We start from the raw sequence: 18666 nt of genomic DNA on the forward strand, positions 1-18666 counted from the left end.
ATGGATACCTTACGATATACATTACGTAAGCTATTGTATAGTGTCCCCCTAATATTGGGGGTCACCTTACTTAGTTTTACTTTGATGGTCTATTTTGGACCAGACATGGCCTACGAAAAGCTAGGAAAAAACGCTACCGAAGAAGATATAGAACGCGAGCGTGAAAAACTAGGCTATAACAAACCATTTGTGGTACGCTATGGCAATTTCCTTACCTCTGTTCTAACATTCGACTTTGGGGAATCGTTTTCCACAAATCAAAGAGTTATGGATATGTTTGCCGAAACGATACCGGTATCAATAATGGTCGCGCTGCCCGGATTTATACTGGGTAATCTCATAAGTATCATATTTGGCCTGTGGGCAGCATACCACCGCGGACAACGTTTAGATAAAACGATTATGGCCGGGGCGGTGGTGGGAATGAGTATTAGCTTTCTCATTGTGGTAATTGTTTTCCAGTTACTTCTCTGCTCCGACTACGGCCTCAATATGTTTCCCACGACTGGTTGGGAAGTGGGGATGAATCTCGAAGAGTTTAATATACTTGACTACTTCGAATACGTTACTGTTCCCGCAATATGTACTATTTTTGTAAGTGTTGGTTACAACACACGCTTTTACCGTGCTGTATTTGTGGAAGAGCTAACTCGCGATCATGTAAGAACAGCCAAAGCTTTTGGATGTGGTCCAGTGCGTTTGCTATTTAAACATGTCTTGAAAAATAGCCTCATTCCCATACTCACACGTATTATCTTGTCTCTACCTTTTGTCATCATTGGTGGTAGTATTATTATTGAATCGTACTTTGGAATACCAGGTGTTGGTTCAGTTGTGTACGATGCCATTGTCAATGGAGACCAGCCAATCACAAAAGCCGCTGTTGTTTGTACAGCAATCTTATACGTGTTTTTTTTAACATTAACCGATATTCTATATCAAGTTGTTGACCCACGGATTTCATTAAAATGACAAACGAACAAAACAAACAAGAAACCATAAAAAAAGAAACTCTTTGGACCAAAGCCGTTCGCAAATTTTTTCGCGATAAAATGGGGGTAATCTCTTTTAGTATCGTATGTCTGTATGCACTCATTGCTTTAGGTGTGGCTTGTGGTTTTTGGGCAACCGAATGGAGTGAACTAAACCCCGATATGAAAAATACAGGGCCTTCCGCGGACTTCTGGCTTGGCACAAATATATTGGGCCAAGATATCTATCAAAGAGCTATCTTCAGTACAAAAACAGCTTTTGAGGTAGGCCTTGTCGTCGCTTTAGTTGCAACGATGCTTGGAGCGATTGTTGGTTGTTTATCTGGTTACTTCAGTGGTACATGGATCGACGAATTTTTCTTGTGGATTATAGGTTGTATTGACTGTATCCCCTTTTACCTATTCGTCGCCGCCGTCGGTTTTGCCGTCAATACACTTGCGCAAAATTTAAATGCTTCCTTTGGAATAGAAGGTTTTGAATACTTTGCGATGCACATTGCGATGATTGCCACCTTCTGGACGGCGACAGCGCGTTTAGTGCGCGGAGAAGTGATCAAAATCAAACATCTTGAATTTGTCGAAGCAGCACATGCAATCGGTGTTCCAGGACCTAAGATTATCTTCAAACATATTCTACCTAACACTTTCCATATTCTATTAGTTCAAGCAACGATTGCTTTTGTTAGTGCGATTAAGTCAGAAGTAATTTTGAGTTACCTTGGTTTGGGTGTAAAAAACACCGTGAGTTGGGGAAAAATGATTGCCGAAGCAACTCAGGAAGTTCCTGCGGGTATTTACAGTAACTTTTTCGCTGCCTCCGCATTTTTATTTGTTCTTGTAATGGCATTCAATATTTTTGCTGATGCACTGCAAGATGCTTTAGATCCGAAAAAAGTTTCATAGAAAAGTAGAAAGAAAATGACGACTCCACTTCTTAGTGTCAAAGACTTAGTGATCGAATTCAATACAGAGCACGGCTTGATAAGAGCCGTGGATCGTATTAGTTTTGATATTTTCGAAGGAGAAACCGTTGGGTTAGTAGGAGAATCCGGTTGTGGAAAGTCCATTACCTCTCTTTCTATCTTAGGTTTAATTCCTTCACCTCCTGGACGTATAGGTGCAGAATCGAGTATCAAATACCAGGGCAAAGAACTCGTCGGTTTGCCAGAAGAACAACTACGCTTAATGCGTGGCCATGATATTTCGATGATTTTCCAAGAGCCAATGACAGCGCTCAATCCGGTTTTTACCGTGGGAAATCAAATGATGGAAGTCATTATGCGCCACAAAAAAGTGAACAAAAAAGAAGCGTTAAAAATGGCGGTAAAAATGTTAGAAGATGTGGGAATTCCCGCTCCCGAAAAGCGCGTACACAATTACCCACACCAGTTGTCCGGTGGTATGAGACAAAGAGTCATGATTGCCATGGCGCTGTCGTGTAACCCCCACTTGCTTCTCGCCGATGAACCAACAACTGCGCTTGATGTAACGATTCAAGCCCAGGTGATGGATCTCATGGGAGACATGCAAAAGAAACAAAACATGGCGGTGATTCTCGTCACCCACGACCTAGGCGTTGTCGCCGAGTTTTGCCAACGGGTGATTGTCATGTATTGTGGACACATTGCCGAAGTAGGTACTGTAGACCAGATATTCAATCGTCCACAACATCCTTACACCAAAGGTTTACTGGCTTCTGTTCCTCGCGTGTTGGAGGAAAAAGTTGAATTTTTACCAACGATCTCTGGTACAGTTCCTGACCTGGGAAATTTACCCAAAGGATGCCGTTTTGCGGACCGTTGTGAACGAGCCACAGAAGAGTGCAATGCAAAACCACCACAACTAACGATAGACGAAAAAACACAGGCCGGCGTTGCTTGTTACCACCCTTATAAGTAGAGGATCGCCATGGATAATTTACTCGAAGTTAAAAATTTAAAAAAATACTTCCCAATAAAAGGCGGCTTTTTTCGTACCGTAGTTGGCAATGTAAAAGCTGTTGATGATGTGAGTTTTGTTCTTAAAAAAGGCAAGACTTTAGGAGTTGTAGGGGAATCAGGATGCGGAAAGTCGACTTTGGGAAGAGCGATTTTACGCTTACACGAACCTACAAGCGGTGAGGTAGTATTCGAAGGCAAGGATATAACAGGATTATCTCACGAAGAAATGGTGGCAAAACGTCGTGAAATGCAAATTATTTTTCAAGATCCATTTGCCTCATTAAACCCGCGTTTGACTGTCTTCCAAATCATCGTGGAACCACTAGAAATCCACGAAATAGGTACTGCCGAAGAACGTTATGAAAAAGTTTGCAGTCTCATGGACTTAGTGGGGCTTCGACGCCAATACATGCATCGTTACCCTCACGAATTTTCTGGAGGACAACGTCAACGTATTGGTATCGCGCGAGCATTGACCATGAATCCGAAATTTATCGTTGCAGATGAACCTGTTTCGGCGCTTGATGTATCTGTTCAATCGCAAGTACTCAATCTGATCCGCAAACTACAGCAAGAATTCGGCATCTCGTTTATGTTCATCGCCCACGACCTCGCAGTTGTTCAACATATCTGTGATGATGTTGCGGTGATGTATTTAGGGAGAATGGTAGAAAAAGCAAAAGCAGAAGATTTGTACAAATCTCCAAAGCACCCGTACACTCAGGCTCTGTTGTCTGCAATTCCACAACCAGATCCCAATAGACATATAGACCGTATTGTATTAGAAGGGGATGTTCCGTCTCCTATTAATCCACCAAGTGGATGTCCTTTCCATAATCGTTGTATTCATGTAAAGGAAATATGTAAAGCTGTCGTTCCCCCAGTTATTAATACTGGTACTGCGGAAAATGAACACATTGTACGTTGCCATTTATTTTCGGAAGAAGAACAGGCAAAATCAAAAGGTGAGACCGCAAAACCCACAGCAGAAAGTGAAACTACATCTTAATAATTAGGGCAGGTAAACTGCCCTAATTTCTAGAAAGATATCATGCGCGACATTGCCATATTTATGTGTTTTTGTGTTTTGATAAGTTGCCTGCGCGAAACTCCAACAAACAAATATCAAATTTTGGCAAATACCTCTCTAACATTAACTCACAAAGGCCAAACACAATTAGCCGTTGAATACAAACAGATTTACATTTCTTTAGAAGAAAGCTTTGTGCAAACCCTACACAAAAAATATTTCTTCTCTACAAAAAAAGAAGAACTACAAGAATTGTATTCACACATAAAAAAAGCGCGGATAAGTAACGAAAATAAGGCCAAAAAAGAAACGACGCTAGTTATACAAAGCGGTAATAAAGTCGATAAGAGAAATAACTCTTTATGGAACCTTGGTCCCATTGTATCTATTATCGAAGGTTTTGTTGATCGCAAGATTGCTCTACCTTTTCGCCTGCCGTTAAATGCTCCGCAGGATTTTGTGATCGAAATAGAACAGCGCGACGATTTGTTTTCGGAGTATGGAAGGTATGCGCGTTTGCTACTTGGGCAAGGGCACATGTCTGTTATTGATAAAACTCACAAACAGTTGCATAGCTTTGATATAACCAAAGAAGATTTACAATATTTTTGCGACGTCTTACGCGATAAGAAATTTATGTGGCTGCAAGATAGCGAAGAGTATGTAAGCGGAAAAACGGTAATCACCTGGGGAAAAAACCGTCTAGAAAAAAATGTGGTCATCGCCACACTATATTCAGACATAGAAAAGACAAAAAATTTGCGCGCATTTCCCCGCATAGAAAAAATTGCCGACAATTTGCAAGTAGAAGTTCTATATGAAACCACAAACCCAACAACGCGGAAAGAATTGTTTGTTTCTCAGACCACTGGTTATTTGTATGTACTTGACGCCTTGGGAAATCGTGTACAGTATAACATAGAAGTAACACCGCGTGCGATCCAACGTCTGCTTCTCGCTATATCCAAAAACCAACAGCCCGGTAACACAGCCAATATTATTGTTGACTGGGAAGGTAGCCACATTGAAACGCAGATAGATGCCTCGTCATTTGCAAATATTGAAAAGACAATATATAAATTGCTACCTAAATCTGATCTCAAATGATGCGTAGTATTTTTTTATCTTTTTTAAAGCGCAAATACAAAAACTTTTCGATATAATCTTTTTCTAGATTCTTTTCTTCCATTTCTTCCAACAACTTTTCGATTTCTTTAATCTGTTCTTTAAAAAAAGCGGCTAACTGTTCTTTTTGTTTTTCTTCAATAGTATTGTGCTTGTTGGTAAAGATCTCGATCATGGTACAATTCCTACTTGTAGTAAACATTATTTCCAATAAAAATTAAGTAACGTGTAAGATTGTTCTGGAACTAGAAAACTCCCTCAGGGTGTCATCCCTTACTTGATAAGGGATCCAGGCGTTTACAAGTCAACTTTACATTGCTGGATTCCTGCGTTCGCAGGAATGACACCTTGTGGAAAGTTCCGTCCCAATAAAACTGAAGCCAGCTTCAGCAGACGGTTCTCTGGAACTACCCAAGTTTCAGGGTTAAAAATCTAATTTTATGCTAGGTCCCGCTGCTAAGATTTATATTTAGCAGAAACAATGGTCTAGCAAGTTCACCTTTGAGTTTTAGTTTACACACAAAATATTTGTTAAAGTTTAAGATAAAATTAGAAATTTATTAAAATATAAGGAGATCTTTATGCGAAAATTAATAATGGGAATCATGATGTTGTGTATCGTAAATGCGCAAAACTCGACCACAGAGCAAAATACATCGACCTCAATAGAACAGCGTTGTCAAGGACTAAGCTCGCTTTTCTTAGAAGTACAAAACAAATCTCCACGTATATACTACAAAAAAATGACCGAGCAATTGACATCTTGTATCACCACAACAACACAGCCATCCCAATCACAAATAAAGAGTTTTGCCAAAGCGTTGTGTCGAACAATTGTGACCATAGACTACTCAAAGTGGAAGTCTTACGACTTAGCAGAAAGTGTCATCGACGTGATGGAGTGTAGACAAGAACCACACGACATCGATGACCGGATCTACGACATCAAGCGTCTACTGGAGGCATCGAAAGCCGACGCAAAAAAAATACAAAAAACGTTACGCTCTTTAACAGAAATAAGAAATTCGGCTTGGGGGCGTAATATTGTTGCTGATTTTGACGAAGACTATGATGGTAAGTTGAGTAAGAAAGAAAAAAAAGCTTTAATAGAAACCTTATACGAGCGCAAACGGGAATCCGCAGCGGTTATTGCGATGGTAGATAAGAATGGAAATGGAAAACTCAACAGTTCTGAATTACGGCAGTTATACAAAGAAACGCGTACAGCATTTAATCAACAACGTAAGTCGTTAGTCAGACGCTACGACAGTGACAATAACGGCAAGTTGAATAAAAGTGAAATAAAAAAGTTGAATTCGTTCATTGAGGAACAAAAAAAGAAAAAACAACAAAAACCTCCACGAGAAAAACCGCAAAAAGATGGGGAAAAAAATCCACCTCCGCCGAAAAAGAAATTTAAAAAGAAAAAATAGACGTTATAATCTACACGTGTAAAACACATTTAAAATTAGGCGTACAATCTACAACCTTACACCAAAAAATTATATTGGGAGAATTATATGCGCATGCTAGTATTGCTGTGTTTTGTGTGTACGCTATATGCACAAAACAAATCTATCGAACCACAATCCGCTATTACCACAGAACACAAGGTGACGATAAACGGCAAAGAAATTCCCTACACCGCTACCGCCGGAACCCAACCGGTATGGGATAAAGATGGAAAAGCCGTCGCTTCACTTTTTTACACATACTACCAAAGAACCGATATCAGTGACCGTACAAATAGACCACTACTCATCTCCTTCAATGGTGGGCCTGGTTCTGCTTCGGTATGGATGCATATTGCCTATACAGGGCCACGTATTCTAAAAATCGATGATGAAGGTTTCCCTGTACAACCATACGGCATTAAAGAAAACCCACATTCGGTGCTAGACGTTACTGACATTGTGTATGTCAACCCTGTAAATACTGGTTATTCGCGATTTATCAATTCTCCCGATAGCAAAATAGATAAAAAAAAGTTTTTTGGTATCAACGCAGATATCAGCTACCTAGCCAAGTGGATTAATACCTTTGTTACGCGAAACAACCGATGGCGTTCGCCTAAATACATTATAGGTGAAAGCTATGGCGCCACTAGAGTCTCCGGTCTAGCTCTTGCACTACAAAACTCGCACTGGATGTACCTAAATGGCGTTGTTTTAGTCTCGCCTGCCGACTACAAAGTTCTGCGCCAAAACAACCCAGTATCTATTGCTCTCAACCTACCGTATTATACCGCCACCGCTTGGTATCATGGGAAATTAGATAAAAAGTTACAGAGCCAAGACTTGCTAGACATTTTACCCGAAGCAGAAAATTTTGCCTTACAAGAATTGCTACCTGCTTTGGCACAAGGCGGCTTTATCGATAAAGAGCACAGAAAATCAATCGCAACGAAAATGGCGTACTATTCAGGCCTATCTGTGAAAAAAATAATACAACACAACCTCAGAGTACCCACTTCTTTTTTTTGGAAAGACCTACTCAGAGAGCAAAGTTTTACAGTGGGAAGATTAGATTCGAGATATCTAGGTGTTGACAAACAAGACGCGGGAACCAGACCGGATTACAACGCAGAGTTGACATCATGGTTACATTCATTTACTCCCGCAATCAACTATTATTTGCGTGAACATTTAAATTATAAAACAGACCTTGCTTACAACATGTTTGGATCTGTTCACCCCTGGGATCGTTCGAACGACAATACCAGAGATAACTTACGTCAAGCTATGGCACAAAACCCCAATTTACAAGTAATGATCCAGTCAGGTTATTATGATGGTGCCACAACCTACTTCAACGCCAAATACACTATGTGGCAAATAGACCCAAGTGGTAAACTAAAAAATCGTTTTCGTTTTGAAGGTTATCGCAGTGGACACATGATGTACTTGCGCAAAGAAGATCTCAAATCTTCCAACAATCATTTACGAGAATTTATTGTAAAATCCATCCCTAAGGCAAAACAATCAGCAAAGTATAAAAAATAAAATGTTAGATAAAAAAAATAAACCTCAAATACTCCTCGTTGATGATGACCACGACATAGTAAATTATCTGACACTTGTTGGACAATTTATCAATATTGATATTGCGGTTGCCTATAACTACAAAGAGGCAATGGAAAAGATATCACAGCAAGACTTTGCTGGTTATATTATCGATGTTAATCTACCTGATGGTAGTGGTATTCAACTTATTGAATTGATTCGCAAAAAGTTTACTGATGTACAAATTGCCTTGCTCTCCAACTTTAAAAACACAAATGATGCAAAAGAGTGGAAAGAGAAATTTGCCATAAACTACATCGTACGTAAGCCCGTGAATGACAAAGAACTGAAAGACTTGTTTAACAATCTTATTCGCGAAGCAAACGCTGTAGATAAGAACGATCCCAATTATCTCCTCGAAGAACTAAAACGCGAATATGAGGCCTCTGTAGACGAGAAACTACAGGACATAGAATCTCTGTTAAAAAAAGCGATTATTGATCCTAGTGTAGAAAATTTTACGGAATTAAAATCAGCGGTCCACAAAATAGCTGGAAGCGCCGGAACTTTTGGGTTTAATGAAGCCAGCAACATATGTTTGGAACTAGATCGTAAACTACAACCTAAAAAAAATCCGCAAGAGCTTTCAACTTTTTTTGCTGAAAATTTACTCACCAGCTTTTTGCCAAAGCTGCATAAGGCTTTTAGCTCTAGGCATAGCAATGGTTTCTATATTCCGGTGTCTCTAATAAACAAACAGATACAAATTTTATCTTCGGCGTATGCCGAAGATTTACTCCCCAAGGTTTCGCAAATCAAAGCGAACTGGGAAAAAGTAAAAAAAGGGCAGCAAAATCGCACAATGTTTTTCCTTGTTAATAACCTCGCAGGGTCTGCAGGATCTTTTGGTTTCACTATGGTTAGCCAATGCGCAAGTCAAATATGCGAAGAACTGGATGATCATCTAAGTGCCGAAAACATGGACAGAATAGATGATTTATTAGAAAAGCTTACCGAGAACACCAACAGCGAACTAAAAAAGTTTACAACAACACAAAAAGCCTCGATAAAGGCTCCCAAAGCGAATTTTTCTCTCGTATTTTCCATGCTGACCAATCCAGAAGAAAACTATCAAATCGGTGCCATTGCTGATTGTAGTGTAAAAAGCTTTGCCAGTTGTAGCGATTTAATGGAAGAACTCACAAAGGAAATACCTTTTGTGCTACTCGTGGACAAGTGCTACTTCAAAAATAACGATTTTCTAATCGAAATTCCTACCATAAAACAGCATGTCCCCATCGTATTTGTGTTAGATGAGCACGACTTTACCTTTTATCTATTGGCAATACGCGCTGGTATTAGTGACTTTTTAACACGACCACTTTCTCACGAAAAGCTCATTGCCAAACTCAGCAAATTTTCTCATGAGAGAATTTATGAACCCTTTGCCGTTCTTATCATAGACGACGACATAGCACTGGCAGAAAACTATGCCCTTGTACTGCGCAAAGTTGGCATGGACACAAAAGTAGTCAATGATCCAGGAAACGTGCTACAAGCACTCAATACTTTCATGCCAGACGTAATCTTAACGGATGTCAATATGCCTTTTTGTTCGGGAATTGAATTGGCCAAAATCATTCGTCAATATGAATATTTTCGTGATATTCCCATTATTTTCCTGTCAACAGACAAAAATTTTGACAAACAACTCGCGGCAATGGAACAAGGTGAGGCTTTCTTACAGAAACCCATTCAACCACAACAACTCATCGCAGCAGTACAAAAATGGGGACAACAATTCTTGCGCAAGCAAGCAATAAAACAAACCTTGCGTAAGTATGATGAGCAAGTCGACGAGACATTACTTGTTCATGAATTACGTCAAGAGCGCATCAAACGCAAAAGACTAGAAGAAGCTGTGGAAAATTTACAACGCGAAATGGATGCACTCTACGACATGCACGGTGAAGATAATCTAAAAACAGGGGCCATATTACAAGGGAACACCGGAGAAAAGTACACCATTGTAAAAACCATTGCCTCTGGTGGTATGGGCATTACCTATTTGGCCATGAGGGAAAAGTCTTCCGAACAAGTTGTCATTAAAACTCTGGCCATGAAATATCAGAAAAATCCCAAGGATTCTTTGCGCTTTTACAATGAATCGCAATGTCTTGTGAAAGTAAACCACCCCAATCTTGTTTGTGGTTATGATTACTATCATGGTCAATCGCTGTGTTTCATTGTCATGGAGTATATTAAAGGAAAAACAGTTGCACAGCTCATTGAAGAACTTTTAATCATAGATGTCGCATTGGCCACACAAATTATTTATGATGTCGCCCAAGCTCTGGCATATTTAGAGGAACAACACATTATACACCGTGATGTAAAGCCACAAAATATTATACTAGGGCAGAAAACAACCAAACTTGTTGACTTTGGTATTGCAAAAACAGAGACAAACTATCAAATGGCAATGACGACAACGGATATTGTTATCGGAACGCCCTTCTATTTATCTCCTGAACAGCTATGCAGCAAGGAAATAGACTCGCGCAGCGATATTTTTAGTTTGGGGGCCACATATTTTCATATGGTAACTGGTCAACTGCCCTTCGACGGTAGAACCACATTGGAAGTGATGCACAAACGCCTAGTCTATTCACCAAATCCACAAGAATTAAACCCAGATCTACCCGACAATGTCACTGCAATTATCAAAAAAATGATGAAGATAAACGCAAGCCAGCGTTACAGTTCGGCGCGAGATCTGATTACAGATCTCGAAGATGTACTAAAAATATCAAAAGAAAAATCTTAGAAGTGAGATATTTATGTCGTTGCACAAAATTATGGTTGTTGAAGACGAAGAAGATATTCAAAAAATATTGCAGTTAAGTTTACAACAAATTGCCGGCTTTAATGTAAAAACGTGCAGTTCAGGCGATGAACTCCTGCAAGAAATAGATGAATTTCAACCAGATTTAGTTTTACTAGATGTGATGATGGAGGGTATGGACGGCCCAAGTACTCTAAAGAAACTACGCGAAATAGGTAATACCACTCCATGTATTTTTCTCACCGCCAAGTCGCTACCACATGAAATAGAAGAATTCACTCAAATGGGAGCGATTGGAGTGCTCAGTAAACCCTTCAATCTTGCCGAGCTTCCCGAGGATATAAAAAAAATATGGGCAAGTAAAATTTGACAGGATGAACAGGATTTACAGGAGAAAAAATTCTCCTGTAAATCCTGTCTAAACGCTACTTAATTTCACCATTATTGACAAGTTCAACAAATAATTTGTAATCTTCTCCTATTTGTAGTGCATAATCTTTTGCTAGCTCACACAATGTTGTCTTTGTTTTGGACCACTTTTTGATGGCCGCCACAGCATTATGTTCAAAGGAATAATCACAAAAATTTGCAAAGTCTTTGTCACCGCGACTGTGAGCATATGCCAGTATTTTGGCACTCGACAAAACCACATCGCGCAGTTCATCGAGATCGTCTATATTCCCTGAATCAAAGCCCCCTTCCCACGGCGACATCCTGGAAATAGTATAACTGACATTTTCTACTTTTGCGTGGTTTGCATAAGAATCTTGGTTTCTGTTGAGAAGAGCTTGTTGCGCAACAAATACCCTATGACCATGGTGGGAAAACAATGCATGGTAATTGTCAATCTCGTCAGCGAGTGCTGACTTGAGCATTGCCGGAAGACGCTGTTCTTTCACCTCAAACATGAAGTCATCATTGTTACTAGTGGTTGGTCCATCCGCAAGTACGTAATATTTGTAAACGCCCAAACTACCAAGACCAGACTTCAAACGCACCGCCATATCTTTTGCCTTAAAATGATGCTTGTTTTTCGCATGGTGTTTGAGGTATTGATGCCAAATTTCCGTCAAGATTTGTTGTTCATCTACCGTTAAGCGACGTAGCTTTTCGTTTTCGAAGTCAAAGGCCCCATAAGACGTCCATTTATCGAGCAAACTACTGCTATTTTTCTTCTTTTTTAATTTGCCTATTTTCTTAAGTATCTCGCCGCTAGTATTTTTGTCTGTCCATACTGTGGAAACTTCGCGCTGGTCTTTCGCGACCTTTTCTAAATGTTTTTGGTACTCTACGGCAAAATCGTATACCAGATCATCGACCTCGTTCTCTTCAAGTGCTGGAATTTCACTACAAATGAGATGAACACTTGCCATATAACGAATTAAGTCCCAGTAGAAAGGAGCGATGTAACCTTCATCAAAGTCGTTCACATCCCAGTGAATTTCACCATCAACGTCAAAAAATCCAATATTTTGTATATGGCTGTCCCCCTGAATCCAAGTATTGATGCCAGAGGTAAGCCTCCATTCATGGGGAATAGCTACATTGTGTAGTTCAATATCTTTGTAATACAAATGTGCGGTAGCACGAAAAAAAGCAAAAGGTGAGATGGCCATTTTCGAAAACTTATAGGCACGCGTTGTTGGATTTGTGACAAACTCATTATTCTCAAGGACTTGCTCTTTGACAAATTCTCTTCGTTCTTCAGCATGCAGGATGCCAACGATAATAAGCACAAAAAGTATTTTTTTCATAAAACATACCATCCAGATTTGAAGAATATAAAAAATAAAACTCTGTTCCTAATAAGAATTATAGTTGGAATTTTTTCAAATGCAAAGTTTTACACCCAAAAAATATAGTTACTTGAAAAATTTCAATTTTACCATAGAATAGAAATTTTAAAATACTTACTATCTAAGGAGAATCCATCATAGTGGAAACAAAAATTAAAATTTTTGTTGTTGATGATCACCCCATAGTGATAAAAGGACTCAAGTGGCTGCTGGAATGCGAAGATGATTTTATGGTATGTGGATCGGCAAACGACCCACATCAAGCAAAAATTAGTATTGAACAAACTAGGCCTGATATCATCATCACCGATATTTCTCTTCAAAATCTCTCGGGACTTGAACTAACCAAAGAGTTGCATGTCAAGTACCCAACACTCCCTATATTGATTTTTTCTATGCATGAAGAAATGACATATGTGGAAAGAGCACTGCTTGCAGGAGCAAGAGGATACATCAATAAAAGCAACATAGATGGTTGTATTGTCAAAGCGATTCGCAAGATTCTAGACGGAAAGATATTTCTGAGTGAGGAGATGAACTCTTTGTTACTACAAAAGCGTTTTACCAACAACCACCAAAACACACACAATCCTATCGAAGTACTTAGTGATCGCGAACTCGAAGTTTTCCGTCTCCTTGGACAAGGTTTTACCACGAAAAAAATAGCGGAAAGTCTTTTTTTAAGCGAAAGTACGATCGGAACATACAAAGCGAATATAAAAAGAAAACTTCATATCAAAAATCAGGTTGAATTGATACATCGCGCGACGAGTGAAAAAAATTACAAACAATAGATGTTTTTTCTCCTTTTTTAATCAGCAAATTTCCCCCAATAATTTGCGCGCGGTTATTCATCGTAAATAATCCTAACCCCTTAGACGTTTCGTCTGTAAATGATAAGCCATCGTTACAAATCTGTAAAGCACCTTCACTATTTTCGGTAGTGACACTTATCCAAATATTTGTTGCCTGCGCATGTTTTTTTGCGTTGTGAATCGCTTCTTGGGCAATCATGTATAAATGCTTTACAACAACAGGATCATCAATAACAGCGTTGCTGTCGTAATGCAAATGGCATTTCACCAGTAAGAACTTTTCGCTGCTTGCCACTAGACTTTCCAGCACTTCCTCAAGATTTTTGTTTTTGACATTCAGTGACACTAAACCTCGTGCCATATGACTAATGCGTTGTGTCATTTCTTTGGCCATGTCCATCAACTCTAACATATTGATTGTAAAAGGAGACTCCGCCTTTTCTAGCTGATGATGTAGTGCGTGCAAACTGAGCTGAATTGCTGTCGCGTATTGCCCTAAACCATCATGGATATCTTGTCCTAAACGCTGTTTTTCATCATCGCTAATTTGCAAAATTCTCTGTTGTAATTTCTGTCTTTCCGACATTTGTTCCGATAAACGCCTATATAGAATCGCATTTTCTATCGCAATGGCTGCCTGTACCGTGAGAAATTCAATCACAGCATTATGATGAAAAACATTGCGGACTAAGTTATTTTCCAAATATAAAATCGCTACCTGCTTTTTTTGATTTACAAGAGGTAAGCACATGATTGACTTTACATTATTTTCGAGAATATAGTCGTCATGGCTCAATTTCTCTTCTTTAGAAGCGTCCCCCACGACAAACTTCTGTCGTGTTTGCTGTACGTAGTTTAACACCGAGTATGCAAATTTAGTTTGCGGTGATGTTTTTCGTCCATACTCCCCCATAATCTGCAAAGCGTTGTTTTCCTCACGCAATAAAATACCTTTTGTTGCTCCTGTACTTTCTACCGCGATGTTGAGCCACTTTTCCACGAGTATATCTAAATCTAATTCTGAAGAAAGTACCACCCCCGTTTTGAGTATGGTTTGCAAATCTATTTTTTCCCTGGCAATGGTTGCTGTTAGAGAAGATAGCGTATCGGCGAATTTTTCTCGCGCGAAGTAAAACAGCTGTGAATATTGACTTTCGAGAGCACGAACTTTTGCATTCCCCCCCCACTTACGATAGCATTCATAAGCACTGCGTAGGTATGCTTCTGCAATTTTTTCTTTGCCCATATCTAAATAAAATTCCCCAGCTTTTTCATTCGCGATTCCCTGATGGTGTACAAAACCATTTTCTTTGGCATAATAAATTGCCTTGTCATAGAATTGCATTGCGCGAAATGTTTTCTGTAAAATGCGCGCTTCTTCGGCACAAATCAACATGTAAATGTGCTGAAAATTTTGCGCACAGTTCTTTGCCCAAGACTTGCAAATCTTTTTATTCTTATGTACCAAGCGACGATACTGTCTTTGTTGTTTTTTTGATTGCGTTTTATACATAGCACAAATGACTAATGTGTAATAAAAAACAAAATACCAACTCATTTGTGTACCAGAAGCGACAAGCAAACTGTAAGGTAGTATCGTGAGTACTTTTTGCGTGTACTCATACGCAATATTATAATGGTGAAAGATGTATAGCAGTTCCACTTTGTGTATATAGACGATTGTACACGAGGCCTCTTCTAAGTCGGGAAAATGTTTTTCATCAAACTCATGACTCTGCCAATTTTTATGTATACTCGATCCATCCATGATATTCTTAAATTCATATAGCACCAGCATTAACTTGTGGCACATGTCTAATCGTTCGTTCTTTGAAGAAATCATGAATATTTGTTTGAAAACCGCCGATGTTTTCTCCAGACTTTTTCCTGAGTAAAGATAGTGAATGGCAAGTTGGGTATTCCCATAACTAAACATTGTGTGATCTTTGGCATATTGAGCTTCTTCCACTTGTTTTTTTATGTAAGCAATGCCACTGTCTAGGTGATTATTCCAGTGGTTAATAGAAGCAATATAAAAAAACTTGACCCGACAACTCACCGAAGGGTCCCCGTATTTTTGACATAAAATCAAAGCTTTGTGGGCGAGCTTTTGTGCGGTTCCATACTTTTTAAAAAAAATAGAGAGTTGGGCTTTAAAAATATACACCTGTGCCGTAAATGCATTTTCGCCGTATTGTCTGACAACTTGTATTTGTTGTAATAGCATAAACAAAAACAACTTGGGATTTTCACACATAAAAACAACGACCATAAGATCTTTCAACACAATCATTTTATCGTGAATTTCTTGTGGCATATCTGTGCTTCTATGCCAATAGTAATATACATTTTTGAATACTTGAGTGATTATTTTAAACAACGAAATATCATATGGAATAGGGTGCTCTGCTAAATGTAAGGCTCGCAAACCAAACTTTGCCGCAGTCTTGTACTCTCCAAAATTTGAGTACAAGATCAATCTTAACTTACACACCGCAAATTGTTGCTCTACATCTAAATGCATATTTTCTAACTGAGAGAAATACTTTTCCGCAACTGAAATATTTCCGCGCAAAAATTCACATTCCCCCAATAATATGTAAATGGCAAATAACCACTTCTTGTCGTTATGTGCACTTTCCACCACTAAATTATGAGCAATCGTTAAAAACTTAATCGCTAGCGGATATGCATTGGATTTCGTAGCCATTTCTCCGGCTTTAATATTGCAGTCAATACAAATTGTTTCATTGTGTTGTTTTTTTACGGTAGTGATGGCCATATTTAAATGTTGCACAATATCAAAAGGCATTTTAAGGCTCTTGTGCAAACACATTCCAATAGCGTAATGACAAGATTCTCGCTTTGTCGTATCCATATTTTCATACAGTGTTTCTCGGATAGAGTCGTGGGTAAAACGATACGTATCCCTTTCATTTTCGCACGGTACAATGATACTTTCTCGTTGCAATTTTGACAAAACCTGTGTTATTTGAGTCGTAGTTTGTTGTGTAACGAGTTCGCACAACATATTTCGATCAAACTCGTTTCCCATACAACACATCCACTGCAACACATCGATTGTTTCTTGCGAAAAATTATCCATGCGCACCATTGTGTAAGAAATAGTATAGTCACCACTTTGGATAATTTTTTCTAAGTCATAGCACCATTCGCGGTCATAGTACAATAACTTGCGCTCATCAAGCATTTGCAAAAACTCACGTATGCACAACACATTACCTCGTGTTTTTTGGCGCACAACTTTTACAAGGGACCCAATATCTTTTATTTTTTCTCGTGTGCAATCTTCAATCCATCGCTCAATATTTTGGTCATCCAAAGGTTGCAAACAAAGCTCACTTACCGCAACATTTTGTAAATTTTGTGTTGTGTTTGTTATCTGCGAGATGCTATTTCGTGAAGTGCATACAAAAAATACATTTATTTCGTATTCAAGAATCGCGAGCATCCATATCCACGAACTTTCATCAATCCATTGGATATCGTCGATGAAGCACAGCAACGGTTTTTCCGTCACAAATAAGGAGAAAAAACTTCGCCAAATAACCGCAAGAGAACCTTCAAACGAAGATGTGGTTGATGGACAACTCACTAAATTTGCCAAGTCTGGAACAAACTTCATAATTTCCTGTAAATCTTTTTGAGGAAAGCAACTCAGCTTTTCTCGCCACTTTTTTATAACGTTCGCTTGTTGCGTCAGAATATAAAAAACAAGCCCCCTGGCCAATTGAACTACCGCCGCATAAGGTTTGTCAGCGTTTTCGCACTTTGTTTGGCTAAAGAAAATATCATACTGAAAAAATGTTTGGTAACAACTATGCACCACCGTAGTTTTTCCTGATCCCATCGGACCAGAAATTATATTGAGAAAAGGTTTGTCGTGCTTTAGAAATTGCATAAAGTGATCACAAAGTATTTGTACTTCTTTGTCGCGACCATAAAATTTTGTGGAAAATTCAAAAGAGAGCTGTGGAGTTACTATGGTAGAGTTTATGCTGCTGTATGAATTTTGCGCCACTTGCAAATCATACATGAGTGATTTTGTGTTTATGTATCTATCCTGAGGGTTTTTTTCAAGGAGCTTTAACACCACTTTTGATAAAGAAACGGGTATTTCCTGATTTAATAAATCAGGAGACGGCGGTGTCTGCGCAATATGAGCATGGATTAATTTATCGGTGTCTTTTTCGGTAAAAGGAAGAGAAGCGGTAAGCATTTCATAAAATGTTGCCCCCAAAGAATAGTAGTCACTTCTATAGTCACAAATATAATCGATCCAACCACTTCTCTCGGGAGCAAGATAAGGAAGACTTCCTTGAATGTTACCTACCGTAGTCTTCGTTGCACACTTTGATGCAATACCAAAATCCGTTAACTTAACGCGATTTTCACTGCTGACAATAATGTTCGACGGCTTGATATCGCAATGTATAATATCATGACGATGTATTTCATCGATCGCGGCGACGATGCGATTTGCCAGTAGAAAAAAACGTTCCAAATCAAGCGGTGAAGAGGATAATATGCGATCTAAACTTTGGCCATTAATATCTTCATATGCAATAAGCTGGTAATCATCGTCTTTCACAAAATCTACGATAGCTATTACGTTTTGCAAATGAGTATTTTGCAATACTTTGTATTCATTATCGATATGCTTTAGCGCTTTTTTATTCAACAAGCTGACGACTTTGACAATAACGGCAAGATTGTCTCTTCCACGTATCGCTTTATAAACACTTGCGCGATAGTTTTCGTGTAACTTGCATTGTAACTTATAATCCCCCACCTGCCTCATTGTAATCCTTCCACTCTAATAAGCCCAAAACGAACAACAAATTCATTAAAGTGAAAACAGCGATACACTGCAATAAAAAACCTTTACGTTACGACATCTGTGTCAAAAAACACCACTATAAACTCATATTTTGAAAAGGTTTAAGATACCACATAGCAAAATTTGCTATAGCAAATTAGCAAATTTTTTGATAAAAAAATCATTTTTTCACGGATAGCAGAAATTTCTTTTTTTTGATATTTTTAAGTGATAGTTCTATTTGTATGCGATGTTACAGCCGGTTTTTTCACCGGCTGTCC

At 38.8% G+C, this 18666-nt stretch carries 13 protein-coding genes; 10 read left to right on the forward strand and 3 right to left on the reverse strand.

Annotated features, from left to right (window positions below; translation table 11 throughout):
* The 5 genes from UABAM_RS08645 to UABAM_RS08665 are packed head-to-tail and all read left to right on the forward strand — an operon-like array spanning position 1 to position 5069.
* Positions 1-972: an ABC transporter permease gene (locus UABAM_RS08645; protein WP_151967599.1), complete on the forward strand. Its 972-nt coding sequence runs from the start codon at positions 1-3 to the stop codon at positions 970-972.
* Positions 969-1895 (forward strand): ABC transporter permease, encoded by a 927-nt coding sequence (locus UABAM_RS08650; protein ID WP_151967600.1) that lies wholly within the window; start codon positions 969-971, stop codon positions 1893-1895. Before UABAM_RS08645 ends, UABAM_RS08650 begins: the two co-directional genes overlap by 4 nt.
* Positions 1896-1910: 15 nt before the next feature.
* Positions 1911-2891 carry an ABC transporter ATP-binding protein gene (locus UABAM_RS08655; protein ID WP_151967601.1) on the forward strand — a complete coding sequence of 327 codons (981 nt, stop codon included), beginning with the start codon at positions 1911-1913 and terminating at the stop codon, positions 2889-2891.
* A 9-nt stretch (positions 2892-2900) separates the two neighbouring features.
* Positions 2901-3941 (forward strand): ABC transporter ATP-binding protein, encoded by a 1041-nt coding sequence (locus UABAM_RS08660; protein ID WP_151967602.1) that lies wholly within the window; start codon positions 2901-2903, stop codon positions 3939-3941.
* 42 nt (positions 3942-3983) lie between these two features.
* Entirely contained in the window at positions 3984-5069 is a 1086-nt protein-coding gene (locus UABAM_RS08665) for a hypothetical protein (RefSeq protein ID WP_151967603.1), read from the forward strand.
* On the opposite strand, the gene UABAM_RS08670 is transcribed toward UABAM_RS08665, so the two are convergent.
* Positions 5062-5262, reverse strand: a complete 201-nt coding sequence (locus tag UABAM_RS08670; RefSeq protein WP_151967604.1) for a hypothetical protein — start codon at positions 5260-5262, stop codon at positions 5062-5064. The genes UABAM_RS08665 and UABAM_RS08670 overlap by 8 nt on opposite strands.
* A gap of 406 nt (positions 5263-5668) precedes the next feature.
* Here UABAM_RS08670 and UABAM_RS08675 point away from each other — a divergent pair, with 406 nt between their 5' ends.
* From UABAM_RS08675 to UABAM_RS08690, 4 genes are all read left to right on the forward strand, one after another.
* Positions 5669-6520 carry an EF-hand domain-containing protein gene (locus tag UABAM_RS08675; RefSeq protein WP_151967605.1) on the forward strand — a complete coding sequence of 284 codons (852 nt, stop codon included), beginning with the start codon at positions 5669-5671 and terminating at the stop codon, positions 6518-6520.
* Positions 6521-6607: 87 nt separating this feature from the next.
* The gene (locus UABAM_RS08680) at positions 6608-8089 is read left to right on the forward strand and encodes a S10 family peptidase (protein WP_151967606.1); all 1482 of its coding nucleotides are present in this window, start codon (positions 6608-6610) and stop codon (positions 8087-8089) included.
* A 1-nt stretch (position 8090) separates the two neighbouring features.
* Complete coding sequence (locus tag UABAM_RS08685; protein WP_151967607.1) at positions 8091-10916, forward strand: protein kinase domain-containing protein; 2826 nt, start codon at positions 8091-8093, stop codon at positions 10914-10916.
* A 13-nt stretch (positions 10917-10929) separates the two neighbouring features.
* Positions 10930-11304 carry a response regulator gene (locus UABAM_RS08690; protein ID WP_151967608.1) on the forward strand — a complete coding sequence of 125 codons (375 nt, stop codon included), beginning with the start codon at positions 10930-10932 and terminating at the stop codon, positions 11302-11304.
* Between the two features lie 55 nt (positions 11305-11359).
* Here the strand turns inward: UABAM_RS08690 and UABAM_RS08695 are convergent, their stop codons facing one another.
* Positions 11360-12688 carry a DUF2252 family protein gene (locus tag UABAM_RS08695; protein ID WP_173013210.1) on the reverse strand — a complete coding sequence of 443 codons (1329 nt, stop codon included), beginning with the start codon at positions 12686-12688 and terminating at the stop codon, positions 11360-11362.
* A 182-nt stretch (positions 12689-12870) separates the two neighbouring features.
* Here UABAM_RS08695 and UABAM_RS08700 point away from each other — a divergent pair, with 182 nt between their 5' ends.
* Positions 12871-13524 carry a response regulator transcription factor gene (locus UABAM_RS08700; protein ID WP_229759371.1) on the forward strand — a complete coding sequence of 218 codons (654 nt, stop codon included), beginning with the start codon at positions 12871-12873 and terminating at the stop codon, positions 13522-13524.
* Here UABAM_RS08700 and UABAM_RS08705 read toward each other — a convergent pair.
* Entirely contained in the window at positions 13466-18367 is a 4902-nt protein-coding gene (locus UABAM_RS08705) for a protein kinase domain-containing protein (RefSeq protein WP_151967610.1), read from the reverse strand. The genes UABAM_RS08700 and UABAM_RS08705 overlap by 59 nt on opposite strands.
* Between the last annotated feature and the right edge of the window lie 299 nt (positions 18368-18666).

Source organism: Candidatus Uabimicrobium amorphum (assembly GCF_009002475.1).
GTDB classification, from domain to species: Bacteria; Planctomycetota; Uabimicrobiia; order Uabimicrobiales; family Uabimicrobiaceae; genus Uabimicrobium; species Uabimicrobium amorphum.

Coding starts and splice junctions, on each gene's coding strand:
- UABAM_RS08645 (WP_151967599.1), top strand. CDS start 1: ATGGATACCTTACGATATACATTACGTAAGCTATTGTATAGTGTCCCC.
- UABAM_RS08650 (WP_151967600.1), top strand. CDS start 969: ATGACAAACGAACAAAACAAACAAGAAACCATAAAAAAAGAAACTCTT.
- UABAM_RS08655 (WP_151967601.1), top strand. CDS start 1,911: ATGACGACTCCACTTCTTAGTGTCAAAGACTTAGTGATCGAATTCAAT.
- UABAM_RS08660 (WP_151967602.1), top strand. CDS start 2,901: ATGGATAATTTACTCGAAGTTAAAAATTTAAAAAAATACTTCCCAATA.
- UABAM_RS08665 (WP_151967603.1), top strand. CDS start 3,984: ATGCGCGACATTGCCATATTTATGTGTTTTTGTGTTTTGATAAGTTGC.
- UABAM_RS08670 (WP_151967604.1), bottom strand. CDS start 5,262: ATGATCGAGATCTTTACCAACAAGCACAATACTATTGAAGAAAAACAA.
- UABAM_RS08675 (WP_151967605.1), top strand. CDS start 5,669: ATGCGAAAATTAATAATGGGAATCATGATGTTGTGTATCGTAAATGCG.
- UABAM_RS08680 (WP_151967606.1), top strand. CDS start 6,608: ATGCGCATGCTAGTATTGCTGTGTTTTGTGTGTACGCTATATGCACAA.
- UABAM_RS08685 (WP_151967607.1), top strand. CDS start 8,091: ATGTTAGATAAAAAAAATAAACCTCAAATACTCCTCGTTGATGATGAC.
- UABAM_RS08690 (WP_151967608.1), top strand. CDS start 10,930: ATGTCGTTGCACAAAATTATGGTTGTTGAAGACGAAGAAGATATTCAA.
- UABAM_RS08695 (WP_173013210.1), bottom strand. CDS start 12,688: ATGAAAAAAATACTTTTTGTGCTTATTATCGTTGGCATCCTGCATGCT.
- UABAM_RS08705 (WP_151967610.1), bottom strand. CDS start 18,367: ATGAGGCAGGTGGGGGATTATAAGTTACAATGCAAGTTACACGAAAAC.